Raw genomic sequence first — 19,339 nt, 5'->3', positions numbered from 1 at the left:
TGCGGCTGGGCAAGTACGGCGCTGCTCGCTGAGAGGTGCCGCTGCGCCCGCCCAAGCCCGCCCCAGCGGCCCGACTGACAACAACTACGGCGACATGGGCGCCAAACCCCCTCACCCCCTGCTCACGCACCGGAGGCCAAAGCGTCCCTCCGCGGCTGGATCCCGGAGGGCACCGCACGCGCGCGTGCCGGTGTTCCCGTCCAGCAGGTGCCTCGCCGGGCGAGGAGGCGGTGGAGCCAGAGTTCCAGGGAGATCAGGTCGGCCAGGCCGTCCAGGGGGAGGGCTTCGCCGGCGGCCGCCGCGCGGAGCGCCTTGCGGACGACGCGGGCCTCCACCAGGCCGGCGTCGGCCAGCAGCGGGGTGGCGAAGAGGTCCTGGAGGGGCTCGGCCGCCACGCGCAGGCCCGCGCGTGCGGCCGCCGCCGAGGAGGCGTGGGAGGGGGCGCCCCAGCCGGGCGGGAGGTCGGTGACGCCGGCGCCCTCCAGGACCGTGCGGAGAATCGAGGAGCGGGCGCCAGGTTGGACGCGCAGGGCCTCCGGGAGGGCGCGGCAGGCGCGCACGACCTGGTTGTCGAGGAACGGCGCGTGCAGGCGCTGGGAGCGGATCTCGGCGGCCTGTTCCAGGACGCGCAGGTCGGCGGCGTGGCGGGTGAGGGCGGCACGCGCGCGGTACTCGCCTGGACGCTGGACGCCGGTTGCCGAGCGGTCCGCCTCCGCCTGCAGCAGAACCGATACTTCGGCCAGCGCCTCCCCCGTCAGCCAGCGGGCCGCCGGCCCGGGTCTCGCCCAGGTCAGCGCGGCGAGGGACGCGCCGACCGCTCCCTGGGGCTCGTCGAACCGGCGCCGCATCAGCCGCTCGGCCAGCGCCTCCAGGCCGGTCCGGTAGGGCGTGCGGGCGAGCCGGCGGGCGGCGCCGTACACGCGCGCGGGGACCATCACCGAGCCGTCGGCCTTGGCGAGTGCGGCGACCGGACGGACCAGGTGGCGCCGTTTGCGGTCCATGAGGAGGTCGGCGAGGCGGGCGGGGTGGGCGTCCAGGACCTGGCGGGCGCCGTGGCCGGTGACGTGGTCGGCGCTGCCGGCGGCGAGCCGGGCGCGGTGCCGGACGGCGGTCACCAGCGAGGGTCCGGGTTCGTCGGTGAGGGGGCCGTCGAGGTCGGCGTACGGCAGGGTCTCCTCGGCGCCGGTCACGACGACGTGGTGCAGGCGCGGGTTGGCGGCGAGCGCGCCGGCGCGCTGCAGTTCGGCCTCGCGGCCGCCGACGGCCAGGTCGTTGAAGGTGACGGCGAGGAGCCGTTCGCCCGCGCCCGTGCCGTGGCCGAGGAGCGTGCCGGGTCTGCCGGGCAGGCCGGCGGCCAGCAGCGCGAGGGTGCCGGAGGCGGGGCCGCCGGAGAGGTCGGCGCCGATGCCGGGCACGGGCATCCCGCGCCGGGCCCGCCGCTCGGCCGGTCCCATGCCGGGCACCGGGCCGGGGTCGAGGTCGGGCACGTGCCGGGGCGCCGACAGCCGGGTGCGCACCGCCTCCACCAGGGCGTCCCGTACGGCGTCCACGGCACGGTCGGGCTCGGCTGGGGGCGCGGCGACGGCGAGGGAGGCGACCGGCTCATACCCGGCGATCTCGCGCGCCCCGGCACGCAGCACGAGCGCGTGCCCCGGCGGAATGCGCCGTACGCCCTCGTACGGGGTGGTGTCGCGCAGCGCGGCCGGTACGTCCGGGGCGGCGAGCAGTGCGGCGAGGTGGGCGAAGTCGAGGTTGGCCTCGATGAGGTCGGCGAGGGGCAGCGCGGCGGTGGCGTAGGCGGTGCCACCGGCCCAGGGGGTGTGGAACACCGGGCGGGCGCCCGCGAGATCGCCGCAGACGGTGATGCGGCGGCCGACCTTGACGACGGCCGTGTAGCTGCCCGGCCAGGCGGTCAGATGGCGCAGGGCGCCCCCGCGCGCGGTGAACAGGCCGCGCCGCAGCTCCTCGTCGGAGGCGCCGCAGATGCCGAGGACGGCGAGGCGGTTGTCCCCGTCGGCCTTGACCAGGCGCACCTCGTCCGGGCGCCAGTCGCCGACGGCCCACAGCGGATCCGGGTCGCCCCACAGCAGCTGGGAGCCGACCGGGTGCAGGGTCTCGCCGTCGTAACCGGTGGCACCCGCGGTGCCGATCCCGGCGGCGCCCGCGGCGGTGCTGCTCCAACCCACCAACCACCGCATCGACGCCTCCACAGGCTGTGGACAACAGTGCACCGTACGAACCGGATCCCCATGCTGCCACGAGAGGCGCGTTGTGGAAGGGCGACGGCACCGGCTTCGATCGAGGGAAATGCCCGGCGGGCATGCGGGCGGTGCGACTCGAATGCGCCCCCCGTACGCTCCCTCAAAGCACCCTTCACGCCCTCAAGTTGCATGGTCGGAGCACATGTCGACCGCGACAGGCGGGGGCGATTTTCGGCCAAATTCGCTGAGCGATGGCGGACTTGAGCACGCTCCGTACAGGCCTGCGGAGCGCGCGGCGGCGCGAACACGCGCACAGTCCGGGAGGCGGGCATCGCCTCCCGGACCGGTCCGCCACCCGCGGGGATGAAGGTGGCGGTGTCCCCCAGCCCACTGGATCCAGTACAGCGGGCCGACCCACGCAAGAGCCATGGAACCGCTCCCCAGATGGCCGGAGAAGAGCGCACGGACGGGCGCACGGCCACACGGCCGGGGGCACGCGGCGACAGGCCGTGCACGGTGCGTACAGGACCGTACTTCCGTACGGACCACAATCCCGCCATCCGGAACAATGCCCCTTAACGCTTGGGATGCGGCGAACTACGCTGGGTTTACGAATGCCGCGTGGTTATGCCAGCGCGGCAGCCGTCTGTGTCGAGGGGTGGCGCATGTCCAGGGAGCAACGCGGGCCGAACGAAAAGCTCGGCGCCGTTCTCGCCCTCGCGGGAATCAGCAACGCAGGACTCGCACGGCGCGTCAACGACCTTGGGGCGCAGCGCGGGTTGACTCTTCGCTACGACAAGACCTCGGTGGCGCGCTGGGTGTCGAAGGGGATGGTGCCGCAGGGCGCGGCACCGCACCTCATCGCGGCCGCCATCGGCCAGAAGCTCGGCCGCCCGGTGCCGCTCCACGAGATCGGCCTGGCGGACGCGGATCCCGCGCCCGAAGTGGGCCTCGCCTTCCCCAGAGACGTAGGACAGGCGGTGAGGTCGGCGACGGAGCTGTACCGTCTCGACCTCGCCGGGCGCCGGGCCGGCTCCGGCGGCATCTGGCAGTCGCTCGCGGGATCGTTCGCGGTGAGCGCATACGCAACGCCCGCCTCACGATGGCTGATAACCCCCGCCGACAGCTCGGTCGCGCGGGAGGCGGGCTCCGCCGAGGGCTCCGGCGCACCGATCAAAGTCGGCCACAGCGACGTGCAGAAGCTGCGGGAGGCCGCCGAGGACGCCAGGCGCTGGGACTCCAAGTACGGCGGCGGGGACTGGCGTTCGTCGATGGTCCCGGAGTGCCTGCGGGTGGAGGCGGCGCCGCTGCTGCTCGGCTCCTACTCCGACGAGGTCGGCCGCGCGCTCTTCGGCGCCTCCGCCGAACTCACCCGGCTCGCCGGGTGGATGGCCTTCGACACCGGCCAGCAGGAGGCGGCGCAGCGGTACTACATCCAGGCGCTGCGCCTCGCGCGCGCGGCGGCGGACGTACCGCTGGGCGGCTATGTGCTGGCCTCCATGTCGCTGCAGGCGACGTACCGCGGCTTCGGCGACGAGGGGGTCGACCTGGCGCAGGCCGCGCTGGAGCGGAACCGGGGGCTGGCGACCGCGCGGACGATGAGTTTCTTCCGGCTGGTGGAGGCGCGGGCACACGCGCGTGCCGGGGACGCCCAGGCGGCGGGTGCGGCGCTGAAGGCGGCCGAGGGATGGCTCGAGCGGTCCCGGGAGGGCGACAACGATCCTTCTTGGCTTGGTTTTTATGGGTATGACCGGTTTGCTGCAGATGCGGCCGAGTGCTACCGGGACCTGAAGGCGCCTCGGCAGGTGCGGCGGTTCACGGAACAGGCGCTGTCGAAGCCGACCGAGGAGTTCGTGCGGTCGCACGGGCTGCGGCTGGTCGTCTCGGCCGTCGCCGAGCTGGAGTCCGGCAACCTCGACGCCGCCTGCGAGCAGGGGGTGCGGGCCGTGGAGGTGGCCGGGCGGATCTCGTCGGCGCGCACGACCGAGTACGTGAAGGACCTGCTGCACCGGCTGGAACCGTACGGGGACGAGCCGAGGGTGGTGGAGCTGCGGGAGCGGGCCCGTCCGCTGCTGATGGCTCCGGCCTGAGAACCGTCACACGGGCGTTTGAAGGCGTTGTCAGTGGCGCAGTGCACTATCGAGGTGGGAGGTGGTGCAGGTGCCGGTCGGGGCGTACGACTGTGATGTGCTCGTGGTCGGTGGGGGGATCGTCGGGCTGTCCACGGCGTATGCGATCACGCGGGCCGCACCGGGCACGGCGGTCACCGTGCTGGAGAAGGAGCCGGGGCCGGCCCGGCACCAGACGGGGCGCAACAGCGGGGTCATCCACAGCGGGATCTACTACCGGCCGGGCTCCCTCAAGGCGCGGTACGCGGTGCGGGGCGCCGCCGAGATGGTCAAGTTCTGCGCGGAGTACGGCATCGCGCACGCCGTCACCGGAAAGCTGATCGTCGCCACCGAGCGGGAGGAGCTGCCCCGGCTGCACGCGCTCGTGCAGCGGGGCCGGGAGAACGGCATACCGGTGCGGGAACTGGGCTCCGCACAGATCGGTGAGTACGAACCCGAGGTACGCGGGCTGGCCGCCATACACGTCGGCACGACGGGCGTGTGCGACTTCGTCGGCGTCGCCCGGCAGCTGGCGCAGGCCTCCGGCGCCGAGATCCGGTACGGCGCCCGGGTCGTCCGGGTCGACCGGCGGCCGGAGCGGGGCGTGGCCGTCCTCACCTCGGGCGGCGACGTCGTACGCGCGCGCGTGCTGGTGAACTGCGCCGGGCTGTACTGCGACGAGATCGCGCGGCTGACCGGCGACGAGCCCGAGGTGCGGATCGTGCCGTTCCGCGGGGAGTACTACGAGCTGGCGCGGCCGGAGCTGGTGCGCGGGCTGGTGTATCCGGTGCCGGACCCGGCCTTCCCGTTCCTCGGGGTGCACCTGACGCGCGGGATCGACGGGGGCGTGCACATCGGACCGAACGCGGTGCCGGCGCTCGCCCGGGAGGGGTACGGCTGGCGGGTCGTACGACCCCGGGAGCTGGCCGGGACCGTGACGTGGCCGGGTTCGTGGGCGATCGCCCGGCGGCACTGGAGATACGGCGCGGGGGAGCTGCACCGCTCGCTGTCGAAGGGGGCGTTCCTGGAGGCGGTGCGCAGGCTGCTGCCCGGGGCGGAGGCGGACGACCTGGTGCGGGCCCCTGCCGGGGTGCGGGCGCAGGCGGTGTTGCGGGACGGGACGCTGGTGGACGACTTCCTCATCCGCGAAGGGGCGCGGACCGTGCATGTGCTGAACGCACCCTCGCCCGCGGCCACCGCTTCGCTGCCGATCGGGCGCGAGGTCGGACGCCGGGTGCTGGACATGCTCGGGAGGGCCACCTCGTAGGGCCCCGTAAAATCGGAAGCACTGTGTCTGAGTTCCTGAACGTTCCCGAAACCGCCTCGCCGGCCCCCCACACCCCCGGCGTGTCCGTCCGGCACACCCGGGCCAAGGGGGAGCCGCGGTTTCCGGACGGGCCCAAGGCCGATCCCGCCGGGTCGCACTTCGAGCGGCGGATCCGGAGTTTCCAGCCACGGCGGAGCAGGGTGACCGCGGGACAGGCGGACGCGCTGCAGCGGCTGTGGCCCACGTGGGGGCTGGACATCGACGGGCAGCGGGTCATCGACCTGCGTGAGCTGTTCGGGAACGACCGGCCGGTCGTGCTGGAGATCGGGTTCGGGATGGGCGAGGCCACCGCGCAGATGGCCGCCGCCGACCCGGACACCAACATCCTCGCCGTCGACGTGCACACCCCGGGCCAGGGCAATCTGCTGGGTCTCGCCGACCGCGACGGTCTGTCCAACGTCCGGGTGGGCAACGGGGACGCGATCATCCTGCTCCGGGAGATGCTCACCCCCGACGCGCTCGACGGGCTGCGGGTGTACTTCCCGGACCCCTGGCCCAAGAAGCGGCACCACAAGCGGCGGCTGATCCAGCCCGAGTTCCTGACGCTCGCCGCGACCCGGCTGAGACCCGGCGCGCTCGTGCACTGCGCGACCGACTGGGAACCGTACGCCGAGCAGATGCTCGAGGTGCTCACCGCGCATCCCGACTTCGAGAACACGCAGGCGGACGGCGGTTTCGCGACGCGCCCCGCGTTCCGGCCGCTGACCCGTTTCGAGGGCCAGGGACTGGACAAGGGACATGTGGTGAACGATCTGCTCTTCCGGCGCGTACCGCACCAGGAGCGGGCAGACCGAGCGGGTCAAGCACGCGAACCGCTTCAGGACCGATAAACCGCTCCAGCCCCTCGTCCCGCCACCGTTAGGGTCGATGCCGTGGCCACCAGTCCTCCGTTCCCGACGTATCCCCCGGGCCCCCACGGGCCGCTTCCGCTGCGCCATCCGCACTGGTGGCAGCGCAGGTGGGTGCGGTACGGAGCGCTGATCACCCTGCTCGCGCTGTCCGGGCTCGTCATCCTCGCGCTGGTGCGCAGGCAGACCGGCACCGAGGGGTTTCTCGTCGGGCTCGCCCTCGCCGTGCTGCCCGTGCCGTGGCTGATAGCCGCGTTCCGGTGGCTGGACCGGGTGGAGCCCGGCCCCTGGCGGAACCTGGTCTTCGCCTTCGCCTGGGGAGCGTGCGCGGCGGCGCTGATCGCCATCGTCGCCAACAGCTTCGCGACCAAGTGGATAGCCACCGCCACCGCCGATCCGGCCGGCGCCGACACCCTCGGCGCCACGGTGATAGCGCCCATCGTGGAGGAGTCCGCCAAGGCCGCCGCCGTTCTGCTCGTCTTCCTCTTCCGCAGACGTGACTTCACGGGGATCGTCGACGGGGTGGTGATAGCGGGCATCACCGCCACCGGGTTCGCGTTCACCGAGAACATCCTCTACCTGGGTACGGCCTTCGGCGCCGACCAGATGAGCGGCGGCCGCGGCATCGCCTCCGTCACCGCCGCCACCTTCTTCGTGCGCATCGTGATGTCCCCGTTCGCGCACCCTCTGTTCACCACCCTCACCGGCCTCGGCTTCGGCATCGCCGCGCTCTCCGCCGAGCGGCAGCGCGCCCGGCGGGCGCTGCTGCCGGTCTGCGGTCTGCTGCTCGCGATGAGCATGCACGCCTTCTGGAACGGCTCCTCCACCTTCGGCGAGTTCGGATTCTTCGCCGTCTACGGTGGCTTCATGGTGCCCGTGTTCGGGCTGCTGACCTGGCTCGCGATCTTCACGCGGCAGCGGGAACTGCGGACCGTACGGGAGGAGCTGCCGGCGTATGTGCTGGCCGGGTGGCTGGGACCGGCCGAGCCGTTCGCGCTCGGGTCGATGCGGGCGCGCCGGACGGCCCGTGACTTCGCCCGGCACCACGGCGGCCGGCCGGCGGCGCGCGCGGTGGCGCAGTACGAGGCCTACGCCACCTCGCTCGCCTTTCTGCGGCACCGGGGGCGCAAGGGGAAGGCCGGCGCCGACTTCGTCGTACGGGAGCGGGAGCTGCTGGACGAGCTGTGGAAGCGGCGGGGGCTCGCCCGGCCGGCCTTGGAGTATGCCGCCAGGGCGTCGCTTCCGGTCCCGGTCCGCTGGGCGGCGTCGCCCGCGGCGCCGGGGCCGGGTCACGGGTATCCGGCGGTGCAGATGCCTGCGGCGTCCGGACCGGCGTACGGGTATCCGGCGGCGCCGTACTCCGCGTACAACCCGTATCGGTCGTAGCCGGCCGGGTCGCGGAGAGTCCGGCACCGCCGGAATCCGGGACAGGATGCCCTAGGCCGAGGCGTCCGTCAGCTTCTGCACCTCCTCCGGCGTCAGCTTCAGGCCCACCACGTCCAGGAGGGCTGGGAGCTGGTCCACCGTGCGGGCCGAGGCGATCGGTGCCGTGATCGTCGGCTGGGCCGCGAGCCACGCGAGGGCGACCCGGGCGACGGGGGCGTCATGCGCGGCGGCGACCTCGTCCAGGGCCGCCAGGACCTTCTGGCCGCGCTCGGACTCCGCGTACTCCTGGGCCCGGCTCGCACGGGCGCTGTCGACCTTGGTGCCGGGGCGGTACTTGCCGGTCAGGAAGCCCGAGGCCAGCGAGAAGTAGGACACCGCGGACAGCCCCTCCCTGGCGGCCAGGTCCTGCAGCGGGCCCTCGTAGGTGTCGCGCGAGACGAGGTTGTAGTGGGGCTGGAGGGCGACATAGCGGGCCAGTCCCTCGCGGTCGGAGAAGTCCAGGGAGGCCTGCAGGCGCTCGGGGCTGATGTTGGAGGCGCCGATCTGGCGGACCTTGCCCGCCCTCACCAGCTCGTCCAGCGCGCCGATGATCTCCTCGACCGGGATCTCGGGCTTGTCGAAGTGGGTGTAGTAGAGGTCGATGTGGTCGGTGTCCAGGCGGCGCAGGGAGGCGTCGGCGGCGGCCTTGATGTTGGCGGCGGACAGGCCCTGGAACTCGGGGTGCTGGCTGACCTTGGTGGCGATGACGACGCGGTCACGGTTGCCGCGGGCCTTGACCCACTTGCCGATGATCGTCTCGGACTCGCCGCCCTTGTGGCCCTGGATCCACGCCGAGTAGGAGTCGGCGGTGTCGATGAAGTTGCCGCCGGCCTCCGTGTAGGCGTCGAGGACGGCGAAGGAGGTCTCCTCGTCGGCGGTCCAGCCGAAGACGTTGCCGCCGAGGCAGAGCGGGAAGACCTCGAGGTCGGAGGAACCGAGTGTGCGCAGAGAAGTCATGCTCCAAGTCAACGCCGACGGTGGATGATCGCATTCCACCGTCGGCGCCGGGATCCCGCGGACGGAGCAGTCGGGCTCAGGGGTTGAGGCCCTTGTCGCGCAGCCAGGGCGCCGGGTCGATGGCCGTGGCCTGGCCGTTCGGGTGGACCTCCAGGTGCAGGTGCGGGCCGGTGACGTTGCCGGTGGCGCCGACCCGGCCGATGACCTGACCGGTGGAGACCTTCTGGCCGACGGAGACGTTGATCGAGGACTGGTGGCAGAACCAGAGCTCGGTGCCGTCGTCCAGGGTGATGACGGTGCGGTAGCCGTAGGCGCCGGCCCAGCCGGCCTGGGTGACCGTGCCGCTGTGCACGGCCTTGATGAGGGTGCCGGTCGGGGCGGCGAAGTCGAGGCCGGTGTGGTAGCCGGAGGACCACATGGCGCCGGGCTGCCCGAAGGTGCCGGTGATCGTGTACGAGACGACCGGCAGCGTGTACTCCTCGGCCAGCCGCTTGACCTCGGCGGCCTTCTTGGCGTCGGCCTCCGCCTGCTGCTTGGCGTCGGCGGCCTTGGCGGCGGCCTCCTTCTCCGCCTTGGCGGCGGCGTCGGCGGTCTGCTGGTCGGCCGCGGCGATCGCGGCGGCGGTGACCTTGCTGTTCGCCTGGCCCTTCTGCTGCTCGGCCTGGGCCATGATCCGGTTGCGCAGGGCCTCGCCGGCGTTGCTGCTGTCGGCGCTGTCGGTGCTCACGCCGACCTTGCTGAGGCCGGTGGCGGTGGCCTGGTGCGCGTCGGAGGAGCCGCCGCCGAAGATGTGCTCGACGGAGTCCAGGTCCGGCAGGGATATGGAGACCGGCGGCTTGCCGGTGTTGGCGCTGGCCATGCCGCCCGCGCCGACCGCGGCCATCACGCCGACGCCGAGGACGGTGGAGCTGCGCGCGAAGCCGCCGCGCTGCTTGGCGACGCGGTGCCGGCCACGGGCCGCGGCGACGGAGTCCTCGGTGGGGTTCCACTCCTCCCAGGGCCCCTCCTCGGCGCGGTAGGCGCCGTAGCCGAAGGTCTCCGGCTGGGCTTGCGAGGGCACGAACGGGGCTTCTGGGGCGGGCCGGTTGGACGCCACTCGGGCGTACTCCTTTCCTTCCGCCGCCTACCGGGTTAGCTGACGGGTTCGGAGCAGGAAGGTCTCCTACGCGCGTATACCAACTGTGGCATTCGCGCGATTCACCCCAAAGGTGGTGGTTCCCCGGTTCCCTCGCGGGATTCGGCGCGTGCGCACGGAGCCGCCTCTTGTGACGGCTGGGACGACCGCGCTGCGTTATCGAACGTTAATAGACCTGAGAGTCACTTTCCAAGCCGTTCGGCTTGATCATTAACCTTTTCGACCGTGGACCAATAGGGCAGGAGCACTGCAAATCGGGCGAGTTGGCCATGGTTCATGAGCGTCGGCGTTTTTGATGGTGTCTCAGATGTTATGCGGAGGGCGGTCGTCCGGTCACCCTCCGTGAAGACGATCAACCACCCGGGGAAAGCGGTGTGCATGCCGCCCTGAGCATGGGGTACTCTGGAGTCACAACGACGCGGGGTGGAGCAGCTCGGTAGCTCGCTGGGCTCATAACCCAGAGGTCGCAGGTTCAAATCCTGTCCCCGCTACTGAAGGCTCAGGGCCTGGAATCCACTGGATTCCAGGCCCTGAGTGTTTTCCGGCCCGGCCGGGCCTCAGCCCAGCAGGTGCCTGTTCGGCGCCTTGGCGAGTCCCGCGAGCTCAGGCAGTACGACCACCTCGGCACCTCCCTCGACCAGGACCCCCGTCCCATCGGCCCCCGCCACGAACGTGTCCGGCTCCTGCCACGCCGTGACCACCCTGCGCACCCCCGCCCGGAGAATCAGCTCGGCACAGGGCGCGGGCCGCGAGGCCCGCCGGGCGCAGGGCTCCAGGCTGCTGTAGACGGTGGCGCCGCCCAGCCGGGGATCCGCCGGGTCGATCTTCGCCAGCGCGGCCTCCTCCGCGTGGACCACTGGATCCCCGCCCTCCCGGGAGTGGCCACGGGCCAGCTCCGTGCCGTCGGCCCCGACCACCACCGCGCCGACGCTGAACGCCGTCGTGGACGGCGGGCACTGGGCGGCGAGCTCGCAGGCGGTCCGCAGCCAGTGACGGTCGGCGGCGGTGGCGACCGCGCCCGTGCCGGGGGCCGTGGGCTCGTAGCGCATGAGGACCACGTCCTCGATGCGGCGGGTCTCGGTCAGGCGCAGCCGGCCGGCCTGGTAGCCGCCGGGGCCGAACAGGCGGGGCGCGCCGGGGTCGCCGACGAACAGGGGCGCGAGGACCAGCTGGAGCTCGTCGGCGAGGCCCAGCTGCAGCAGCTGGGTGTGGACCGTGCCGCCGCCCTCGACCATCAGCCGCCCGATGCCGCGCACCTCGTGCAGGTGGGTCAGCAGGGCCCGCCAGTCGAGGTCGGGGCCGAGCGGGACGACGTCGGCAGTGTCACCGACGCGCCGGACCGCGCGCTCGGCGCCCGCGTCTGTCGTGTAGACGAGCTTCGCGCCGCCGGTGTGCCAGAAGTTGGCGTCGGGGTCGAGGTCGCCGGTGGCGGTGACGGTGACCTTCAGCGGGTACTCCGGGCGGCCCTCCCGCACCCGCGCCGCGCGGCGCTCGGCGGAGTTGACCAGCAGCCGCGGGTTGTCGGCGCGGATCGTGCCGGCGCCGATCAGGATGGCGTCGACCGAGGCCCGTACCGCGTCGACCCGGTCGAAGTCGGCCGGGCTGGACAGCAGGAGCCGGTCGGGGCCGGTGTCGTCCAGGCAGCCGTCGAGAGAGACGGCGGCGGACAGCAGCACGTACGGGTACGACATCGGCGCGGTCTCCCTGGAGGCGAGTCTTGGTTCAAGTTTGAAACAAACTTACACTGGCGGCATGACGACCCGCTGGCTCAGCCCCGAGGAGCAGCGCGCCTGGCGCGCCTACATGGCCGCGACGCACCTCCTGGAGGACGCGATCGACCGACAGCTCCAGCAGGACGCCGGCATGCCGCACCTGTTCTACTCCGTGCTGGCCAACCTGTCCGAGGCGCCCGACCGGCGGCTGCGGATGACCGATCTCGCCGAGAAGCTGAAGATCACGCGCAGCCGGCTGACGTACGCGGTGACCCGGCTGGAGCGGGACGCGCTGGTGCGCCGGGAGGACTGCCGCTGGGACAAGCGCAGCAGCATCGCCGTGCTGACGGACGAGGGGATGGCCGTACTGGAGCGTACGGCGCCCGGGCACGTCGAGACCGTGCGCGCCACCCTGTTCGACCGGCTCACGCCGGAGCAGGTGGGGCAGCTGGAGGAGATCTGCACGGGGATCGCGCGCGGGCTGCAGGGCGAGGGTGCCGAGCCCGGGGCGGAGGACGTGCCCTGGCGGCGCCGTTCGTCCTGTTCGTGATCGCTCCGGATTCGGACGACGCCCGGAATCCCGATTGCTTTAACTTTGAAGCATGAGGTAGGGTCCCCTGCGTATCGCTGCTTCAAATCTGAAGCACATGCCCGCACCCGGAGGGACCCGCATGCCCGACACCCCCGCCGCCACGCCGCGCGCCCGCGTCCGGGTACCGCTGCGCTTCGACGACGGCTACAGCGTCGACGCCGAACTCGTCACCTTCCACGGCCTGGCCGACGGCCAGGAACACGTCGCCGTCGTCCTCGGCGACCCCGCCCCCGGCACCGTCCCGCTGGTGCGCCTGCACTCCGAGTGCCTGACCGGCGACGTCTTCGGCTCGGCCCGCTGCGACTGCGGCCCGCAGCTGCGCGAGGCGGTCGAACGCATCGCCGACCGCGGTGGCGTCCTGCTCTACCTCCGCCAGGAGGGCCGCGGCATCGGCCTCTACAACAAGCTCGACGCCTACGCCCTGCAGGACCAGGGCCTCGACACCTACGAGGCGAACGCCGCGCTCGGCCTGCCGGAGGACGCCCGCGACTACACGGCCGCCGCGCAGATGCTCGCCGCGCTCGGCATGGCGGAACTGGACCTGCTGTCCAACAACCCCGACAAGGCGGAGCAGCTGCGCGCACTGGGCGTGGTCGTGCGGGACCGGGTGCCGACCGGTGTCTTCACCACGGCCCACAACGTCCGCTACCTGCGCGCGAAGGTCCTCCAGACCCGGCACACACTGCCGCTGGCCGAACTCAACGTGGGCTGAACGGCCGGGCCGGGACCGGTACGGAACGGATCCGCCGGTCACCGCGCCTGCCGAGGACCCGGGAGCAGGAGGGCCGGTACGGCCGTCAGCGCCGGCAAAGTCGTCGCCACGGCACACGCAGTGCGGAAGCCGGCCGGGCGCATGCCCGCCGTACCGAGCACCACCGACAGCACGGCCGTGCCGACGGACGCACCCAACTGGGAGTTGACGCTCAGCGCGGTGCCGGGTCCGGTACCGGGCGGGCCGGGGCCGCCGCGGCGGGTGCCGTCGTACGCACCTCCCCCACCCCGCGCTCAGCCGGCGTACGGACGCTCGGCCCGCGCGGCCCGCAACGCCCGGCCCCACCAGGCGAGTTGACCGAGCATGCCCTTGGCGGCGCCGGCGCACACGGCCGCGTCCCGCGGCGTGCCGTCCTCACCGAGGCCGGACCAGGGGCCGTGCAGGCTGACCGAGTCGCGCACGCTCGTCGCGTGCAGTTCGGCGAAGACCAGCCGGAGTTGCTCGACCGCGCGCAGGCCGCCGCCGAGGCCGCCGTACGAGACGAAGCCGACCGGCTTGGCCTGCCACTGGGCGTGGTGCCAGTCGATGAAGTTCTTCAGGGACGCCGGGAAGCTGTGGTTGTACTCGGGCGTGACGACGACGAACGCGTCGGCGGCGGCGAGCCGCGGCGAGACGTCCCGCAGCGCGGCGACGGCCTCCGGGCTCGGGGTGCCGCCCCAGCCGGGCAGCACCAGCGGGAGGTCGATCTCGCCGAGGTCGATGACGTCGAGGTCGAGGCCGGTGTCGTCGGCTGCGGTACCGAGGAACCAGTCGGCGACCGCCCGGCCCTGGCGGCCCTCCCGCACGCTGCCGATGACGACGGCGACGCGCAGAGGTGCTTCGTTGCTGGCAACGGACACAGGAATCCCCCATCTCGTGACGGGCCGGCCGCCCGTTGCGGCCTCCCGCACAGCAAAGTACAACGATCGTTGTAGAAAGTACAACGCTGATTGTAAGTCGGTTAGAGTGACCGGGCGGAGGAGGCCGGAGGAGGCAGCTGTGGGCGAAACGAACGAGGCCCGGGTGGCGCGGGCGCAAGGCGAGGTCTCGCCGCGCAGGCTGGCGAAACAGATGGCGATCGCGAGCGCGTCCTGCACGGTCTTCGGTCGCGAGGGGTACGCGCGGGCCTCGGTCGACGCACTGGCCGCCGAGGCCGGCGTCTCCACGCGCACGCTCTACAACCACTTCCCCGGCGGCAAGGCACAGCTCTTCCAGACCGTGGTGACCTGGACGTCCAACGAGGTCCGCGACGCCCAACTGGCCCGCCTGCGCGCGGTGCTGGACCCCGAGCTGCCGCCGCGTCCCGAGGACCTGGAGCGCGATCTGGTCGCCCTGGCCCGTGGGTTCGCCGGGCTCATGACGGACTACCCGAACCACTTCGCCCTCGTCCGCCACATCCACGCCGAGGCCGACCATGTGCCGCCGGAGGTCCTGAAGGCCTGGCACGAGGCGGGCCCGGCGCCGGTCCGCCGGGCCGTCGCCGAGGCGATGACGCGCCTCGCGGACGCCGGGCTACTCGACGCGCACGGCGACCCGGCCATGGCCGCGGCCCACTTCATGGCCCTGACGACCCACACCCTCGTCCAGTCCACCCACTACGGCGTCCTCCCCCTTCCCCCCACGGAGACGGACCACCTGATCAGGGGCGGCGTGGCAGCGTTCCTGCGGGCCTACGGGATGGGCCGGGGGCCGGGGGAGGGGCGGCGGGAGGCCTGAGGGGTACGGGCGGGTCGGGCGGGGGAACGTCGGGCGGGGTGCTCGGCGTGGATCACCGTGCTCACCGGAGGAACCCCTCCACCACCCGGCGCACCTTCCCGGCGGCACTGTCGTCGCCGAGCCGCATGGCGATGTTGGCCGCGTTGCACATGGCGTCGATCTGGAAGGCGGCCAGCTCCGGATCCGGTGACGGAACGTCACCGGACCCGGCACCGGCGACCGACCGCAGCTGGTCGGCGAGGAGTTCCAGCCATGCCTCGCGGTGGGCGAGCAGGGCGTCGCGCACCGCGCCGGGGCGGCTGTCGTAGGCGGGGAGGTTGGCGGACCAGAAGCAGCCGCCGGCGAACAGGGGCGTCTGCGCGTAGGCGATCCAGCGCTCGGCCAGCTCCCGCAGCCGGGCGGAACCCGCCGGGACGGACCGCGCGGGGCGCACGACGGTCCGCTCGAACTCGCGGCGCGCGCATTCGGCGGCGGCCAGTTGCAGGTTCTCCTTGGTCCGGAACAGCGTCTGGACACCGCTCTTGCTCAACCCCAGGTCAGCGGCCAGACGGCCGATGCTGAGCCCGTCGAGCCCGTCCAGCGAGGCGATGTCGACGGCGCGCCGGGCGACCCGCTGCCGGGCACGCGCACCGCGCACCAGCCGCAGATCCGTCACCTCCGGCCCCTCAGCGCCCAGGACATCCCGGCCCACGCCGCGCTCGGCGTCCTGTCGTTCGCTCTCCATCGCCGCCATCGTGCCACACCCAGCATCTACGTACGATCGACCGTACGTTTTGTTTCCGAGGGCTGCAGGCCGGGCCGGGTGAGGATCCAGGCCGTGCGCGTGGAGACCGGCCGCTCGGTGATGACCAGTTGCCGGGCGAAGGCCGCGTTCGACCGCGCGTCGCTCGCACAAGAGCCGGAGAACGACGCGGCGCCCGAGCCGGCCGAAGCCGACCCGGGCGCTGCGCGGCAGGTCAGAGGGCATAGCCCCCGCCCACCTCCGGTAGGCCCTGTGGGACTCGAACCCACAACCAATGGATTAAAAGTCCTGGCCAAGGCTTGCCGGGTGGTTCCGGGTGCTGCCTCGGCGTCCGGAATTGCCTGGTCAGAAGCGGGTTTGGGTGACACGTGATCTACGACGTAACGGCCCATGCTGCGCAGTCCGCTCACGCATCGCTCACGCAAGAGGATCCGCTGACCAGCCCCTCTTCTTGCTTGCCGCCCCGTTTTCACCGAGGTTCTGATGCGGACACTGCAGGGGGCATCTATGGCCTCCCCCGGACGTGTCCTTCTCAGCTAGTGTGCCAACGCTGTCTGGTCGCTTCTCAACGGGCAGACTAGTGGTGGAGCCGGAGAGGAGGTGGATCATGGCGGACATCGACTTGCTGATCAGCGCATTCCTTGACGCGGACACGCGCTTCACGGTGCCGCTGTATATCCAGGAAGCAGCAGCCCGATACCTGCGCACTCCTTCCTCAACGTTCCGATCATGGGCGCGCGGCTATCGGAACCACTTCCCCGATCGCCCGGATGTCATCGGGGACCCCCTGATCACTTCTCTAGGCAATCCACGAAGTGGTGCGTCCGTTCCATTCATCGGGCTCGCTGAGGGCATGTTCCTCTCCGCATTGAGGGCAGCCAACGTGCCCATGCAGAAGATCCGCCCAGCCCTGGAACTGGTCCGCGAAGAACTGGGTGTCGAACATGCACTTGCATCCAGGCGTCTCTACACAGACGGGGCAGAACTGCTCTACGAAGTCAGCGACCACCTCGACGGCGAAGAACGCATCGAGCCTCGCAAGGTCATCGTCCTCCGCAACGGGCAGTACGTGTTCCGCGAGGTTGTCGAGCGGTACATGAAACAGATCAGCTACGACTCCGACGGAGTGGCCGGCTACGCCAACCGAGTCCTATTGCCTGGTTGGGAGGTCGCGGACATCGCGGTGAAACCGGACGTCAACTTCGGGCAACCCTATTTCGTCCACAACGGCACCCCGCTGTCCCTGATCGAGGATGCGCTCACTGAGGGCGTCCCCTGCGAAGAGGCGGCTGCGGCGCAAGGACTGCCCGAGGACCAGGTCGCCGAGGTCGACTACTACCTCCGACTCGCCGGATGAGAGGTCTGCCACCGCTGCGGCTGTTCCTGGACCGCAGCACCAACGGCGACGACTTCGTCAAGGGAGTGAAGCGCCTGTGCCCGGACACGGTGTCCATCGGCGAGAGGTACGGCGTTAGGGCCGCCGAGAATGTCGGAGACGAGACATGGCTGGCAGAGACAGCGGCAGAAGGGCGGATCTGCGTCGGAGCGGACAAGAAGATCCTTTCGAGCTCGCGCCCCACAGAGATCGCCGCAGTCCTCAAGCACCGTGCTCGGTATCTCGTGTACGCCAATAACAACCTCCGGACCGTCGACCAGTTGAGGATCTTCAACGGCCTCCTGCCTGACATTTGCGAGCTGACAGGAACCCCAGGCCCTTGGGCTTACACCATGTCCCAGCACGGGCTGATCCTTACCACCCGTGAGGAAACTGGAGCAGCGGCTCATCCGAGCCGCTGAGCGCATGGGCATCCGCCCCCAGGGCTAGCTTGTAGGAGCCCCGCACCGGTGATTAGGACGGCTGTTGCGCGCCAGACGGCTCCGGTCCTCCTTGGTGACAACGTCCGTCCAGCAGTCGGCGACTACCTCCATCCGTCAAGTGAAACCTGAGGGCCACCACTCAGATACTGGTGGAGGGCGCTCGCGGTGGTGTCCACGAACTCCTCTGGGATGGCATCGGCATCGACCCAGCAGACCTGAGCGTGCTTGCGCGGTTCGCGGTTCTCCGGTTCGCCGGTCCAGTCGTGCGCGGTGAAGACCACAGTGAGGAAACCGTTGGGAGCTTCGACGCCCCAGGCGCCGTGGATGATGTGGGCGACCTTGAGGGACTCGGGCTTCACGGTCAGGCCGGTCTCCTCGTAAAGCTCACGCACCGCCGTCTCGGTGATGGGCTCGCCAGGCTCGCTCTTGCCGACGGGCAGGTCCCACAGGCCCTGGGCGAACTTGGCGTTCTGGCTGCGCTGGAGGAGTACGACGCGGTTGGTGGCCTTGTCGTGGACGATGACGGCGGCGACCAGCAGGGTCATGGATTCGAGGGCGGGTGGGAGGGCTTTGGGCTGGTCGTCGGTGTTCGGCTGAGCCACGGTTGGTGTCCCTTCGTCGGCCGGTTGGTGGGCAGCTTAGGCCAGTGCTTCGCGTGCGCGACGGGCCAGTTCGGCCGCCCCGGGCACCCTGCGACGCTGGTAGACGGCGAGGGTGGAACGGAGTGAGGTGATCGCCTTGCGGGTGCGGTCCGAGGTCATGCCCTCCATGAGGGACAGGGCCTGGGACCAGGCGGCGACGGCTTCGTCGGCTCGGGTTTGGGCGGCGAGGCTGTCGCCGAGGTCGGCGTGGGTGAGCGCGTGGACCCGCTTGTACTTCTCCGGGTCCCAGCGGACCAGGGCGTCGCGGTGTTGTTGCTCGGTGCCAACGTGGTCGGCTAGGTCGGTCAGTGTTCGGGCGGTGTGGCTGGCCACGGTGCCGGCGGCCGGGCCGCTGACGCGGGAGTAGCTCGGCTGTGGGCCGTCGTCGCGTAGGAGGGCGTCTTCGGCGGAGAGCAGGGCGCGGGCGGCTGCGGGCTTCTCGCCCACGGCGGCGTACGCGCGGGCATGGGTGATGTGGAGCAGCGCCTCGGTCTGGCCGTCGACGCGGCCCAGGCCGCGGGTCAGTGCGCCCTCGACGAGGTCGACGCAGTGGTGGGGTTGCTTGAGACTGAGAGCCTGGTGGGCGAGGGCGCGCATCATCCAGGCGGCGTGGCCGTGCGGGTCGGCTTCGCAGGCGAGTTGGTAGCCGACCTGGTAGTAGCGCTGGGCGGCGCCTTCCTGGCCGAGGTCGTGGTGCTTCCACCCTGCGAGGTAGGCGAGTTCTGCAACGGCCCCGAAGGCTGCCCGGCGTAAGGCTTCGTTCGGGAACCGTCCGCGGAGCATGGGGGCGGCAGTGTCGGCGAGATACGCGGTGACGGTAGTGAGTCCATGGCCGCCGCCGAGACGCTCGTCGGCCGCGCTGAAAGCTGCGGTGATCTGACGTACGACGTCCACGTCCTCCGAACCGACCAGGGAGCTACCGGTGCGGGCTCGGAGCATGCGGGCCGTGGCTTCGTGGTCATAGGCAAGGGGCATGGCGACGCCGGCTGCTGTGAAGGCAGCTACGGCGAGGAACCGACGGCGTTCGACATCAGCGCGGCCCAGGTCGGTCGCGGCAAGGACGGGATCGGGCTCCTCGGATACCGCAGTCTCAGGCGCCCGAAGGCCAATCTCGGCCAGGGTGATGGTGCGTCCTGCACGACGTGACAACGCCTCGGCGAGGTACTGGTCGGTCCGGCCTGTGGGCTGGCGGGTGCCGTTCACCCAATGGGAGACAGCCGACTTGTTGGTCTGGAGGGTCTCGCCGTTCTCGGCAGCGATGCGTCGGATGTCCTTCGCCAGAGCCTCGTAGGTGCAGCCCGTCGCCTCGATGGTCTCGCGCAGGCGGGAGTTGGTTTCTCTCTGCGCTGCCACGATCGCCTCCGCT

17 protein-coding genes, 1 tRNA gene and 1 riboswitch are annotated in these 19,339 nt (G+C 71.5%); of the genes, 10 read left to right on the top strand and 8 right to left on the bottom strand.

Annotation, left to right across the window (positions count from 1 at the left end):
• Window positions 1-122 precede the first annotated feature (122 nt).
• Window positions 123-2,198 (bottom strand): asparagine synthase-related protein, encoded by a 2,076-nt coding sequence (locus ACFYZB_RS36785; RefSeq protein ID WP_388765883.1) that lies wholly within the window; start codon window positions 2,196-2,198, stop codon window positions 123-125.
• Between the two features lie 668 nt (window positions 2,199-2,866).
• Between ACFYZB_RS36785 and ACFYZB_RS36780 the strand changes: the two genes are divergently transcribed.
• The 4 genes from ACFYZB_RS36780 (at window position 2,867) to ACFYZB_RS36765 (ending at window position 7,870) form a co-directional block, all read left to right on the top strand.
• Entirely contained in the window at window positions 2,867-4,291 is a 1,425-nt protein-coding gene (locus ACFYZB_RS36780) for an MFS transporter (RefSeq protein WP_388765881.1), read from the top strand.
• Window positions 4,292-4,352: 61 nt separating this feature from the next.
• Window positions 4,353-5,576, top strand: a complete 1,224-nt coding sequence (gene lhgO / locus ACFYZB_RS36775) for an L-2-hydroxyglutarate oxidase (RefSeq protein WP_351208723.1) — start codon at window positions 4,353-4,355, stop codon at window positions 5,574-5,576.
• Window positions 5,577-5,599: 23 nt separating this feature from the next.
• Window positions 5,600-6,466: a tRNA (guanosine(46)-N7)-methyltransferase TrmB gene (gene trmB / locus ACFYZB_RS36770; protein WP_388765878.1), complete on the top strand. Its 867-nt coding sequence runs from the start codon at window positions 5,600-5,602 to the stop codon at window positions 6,464-6,466.
• Between the two features lie 42 nt (window positions 6,467-6,508).
• Window positions 6,509-7,870, top strand: a complete 1,362-nt coding sequence (locus ACFYZB_RS36765; protein WP_388765876.1) for a PrsW family glutamic-type intramembrane protease — start codon at window positions 6,509-6,511, stop codon at window positions 7,868-7,870.
• A 51-nt stretch (window positions 7,871-7,921) separates the two neighbouring features.
• Here ACFYZB_RS36765 and ACFYZB_RS36760 read toward each other — a convergent pair whose 3' ends face one another.
• Both ACFYZB_RS36760 and ACFYZB_RS36755 read right to left on the bottom strand, forming a co-directional pair.
• Window positions 7,922-8,866 (bottom strand): aldo/keto reductase, encoded by a 945-nt coding sequence (locus tag ACFYZB_RS36760; protein ID WP_388765875.1) that lies wholly within the window; start codon window positions 8,864-8,866, stop codon window positions 7,922-7,924.
• A 76-nt stretch (window positions 8,867-8,942) separates the two neighbouring features.
• Window positions 8,943-9,962 carry a M23 family metallopeptidase gene (locus tag ACFYZB_RS36755; RefSeq protein WP_388765874.1) on the bottom strand — a complete coding sequence of 340 codons (1,020 nt, stop codon included), beginning with the start codon at window positions 9,960-9,962 and terminating at the stop codon, window positions 8,943-8,945.
• A 7-nt stretch (window positions 9,963-9,969) separates the two neighbouring features.
• A riboswitch (cyclic di-AMP (ydaO/yuaA leader) is annotated at window positions 9,970-10,119 on the bottom strand.
• 299 nt (window positions 10,120-10,418) lie between these two features.
• Here ACFYZB_RS36755 and ACFYZB_RS36750 point away from each other — a divergent pair.
• Window positions 10,419-10,492, top strand: a tRNA-Met gene (locus ACFYZB_RS36750).
• Between the two features lie 66 nt (window positions 10,493-10,558).
• On the opposite strand, the gene ACFYZB_RS36745 is transcribed toward ACFYZB_RS36750, so the two are convergent.
• Entirely contained in the window at window positions 10,559-11,692 is a 1,134-nt protein-coding gene (locus ACFYZB_RS36745; protein ID WP_388765873.1) for a dihydrofolate reductase family protein, read from the bottom strand.
• A 61-nt stretch (window positions 11,693-11,753) separates the two neighbouring features.
• Here ACFYZB_RS36745 and ACFYZB_RS36740 point away from each other — a divergent pair, with 61 nt between their 5' ends.
• Together ACFYZB_RS36740 and ribA are read left to right on the top strand one after the other, a co-directional pair.
• The gene (locus ACFYZB_RS36740; protein WP_388765871.1) at window positions 11,754-12,263 is read left to right on the top strand and encodes a MarR family winged helix-turn-helix transcriptional regulator; all 510 of its coding nucleotides are present in this window, start codon (window positions 11,754-11,756) and stop codon (window positions 12,261-12,263) included.
• Window positions 12,264-12,384: 121 nt separating this feature from the next.
• Window positions 12,385-13,017, top strand: coding sequence for a GTP cyclohydrolase II (gene ribA, locus ACFYZB_RS36735; RefSeq protein ID WP_388765870.1), 633 nt, complete (start codon window positions 12,385-12,387; stop codon window positions 13,015-13,017).
• Window positions 13,018-13,310: 293 nt separating this feature from the next.
• On the opposite strand, the gene ACFYZB_RS36730 is transcribed toward ribA, so the two are convergent.
• A complete protein-coding gene (locus ACFYZB_RS36730; protein WP_388765869.1) occupies window positions 13,311-13,916 on the bottom strand; it encodes an NADPH-dependent FMN reductase in 606 nt (201 codons plus the stop codon).
• A 139-nt stretch (window positions 13,917-14,055) separates the two neighbouring features.
• On the opposite strand from ACFYZB_RS36730, the gene ACFYZB_RS36725 reads away from it, so the two are divergent.
• Complete coding sequence (locus tag ACFYZB_RS36725) at window positions 14,056-14,772, top strand: TetR/AcrR family transcriptional regulator (RefSeq protein ID WP_388765867.1); 717 nt, start codon at window positions 14,056-14,058, stop codon at window positions 14,770-14,772.
• A 61-nt stretch (window positions 14,773-14,833) separates the two neighbouring features.
• Here the strand turns inward: ACFYZB_RS36725 and ACFYZB_RS36720 are convergent, their stop codons facing one another.
• A complete protein-coding gene (locus tag ACFYZB_RS36720; protein WP_388765866.1) occupies window positions 14,834-15,496 on the bottom strand; it encodes a TetR/AcrR family transcriptional regulator in 663 nt (220 codons plus the stop codon).
• 625 nt (window positions 15,497-16,121) lie between these two features.
• Here ACFYZB_RS36720 and ACFYZB_RS36715 point away from each other — a divergent pair.
• Together ACFYZB_RS36715 and ACFYZB_RS36710 are read left to right on the top strand one after the other, a co-directional pair.
• Window positions 16,122-16,871, top strand: coding sequence for a hypothetical protein (locus ACFYZB_RS36715; protein ID WP_388765864.1), 750 nt, complete (start codon window positions 16,122-16,124; stop codon window positions 16,869-16,871).
• Window positions 16,868-17,311: a hypothetical protein gene (locus ACFYZB_RS36710; protein WP_388765863.1), complete on the top strand. Its 444-nt coding sequence runs from the start codon at window positions 16,868-16,870 to the stop codon at window positions 17,309-17,311. Before ACFYZB_RS36715 ends, ACFYZB_RS36710 begins: the two co-directional genes overlap by 4 nt.
• 122 nt (window positions 17,312-17,433) lie before the next feature.
• On the opposite strand, the gene ACFYZB_RS36705 is transcribed toward ACFYZB_RS36710, so the two are convergent.
• Both ACFYZB_RS36705 and ACFYZB_RS36700 read right to left on the bottom strand, forming a co-directional pair.
• Window positions 17,434-17,934 carry an NUDIX domain-containing protein gene (locus ACFYZB_RS36705; protein WP_388765862.1) on the bottom strand — a complete coding sequence of 167 codons (501 nt, stop codon included), beginning with the start codon at window positions 17,932-17,934 and terminating at the stop codon, window positions 17,434-17,436.
• Window positions 17,935-17,970: 36 nt separating this feature from the next.
• Window positions 17,971-19,326: a tetratricopeptide repeat protein gene (locus ACFYZB_RS36700; RefSeq protein WP_388765860.1), complete on the bottom strand. Its 1,356-nt coding sequence runs from the start codon at window positions 19,324-19,326 to the stop codon at window positions 17,971-17,973.
• Between the last annotated feature and the right edge of the window lie 13 nt (window positions 19,327-19,339).

This window comes from Streptomyces sp. NPDC001852 (genome assembly GCF_042891825.1).
GTDB lineage: Bacteria > Actinomycetota > Actinomycetes > Streptomycetales > Streptomycetaceae > Streptomyces.
Note: the sequence above shows the minus strand (reverse complement) of the source record. Positions and strands in the feature narration are given on the sequence as shown.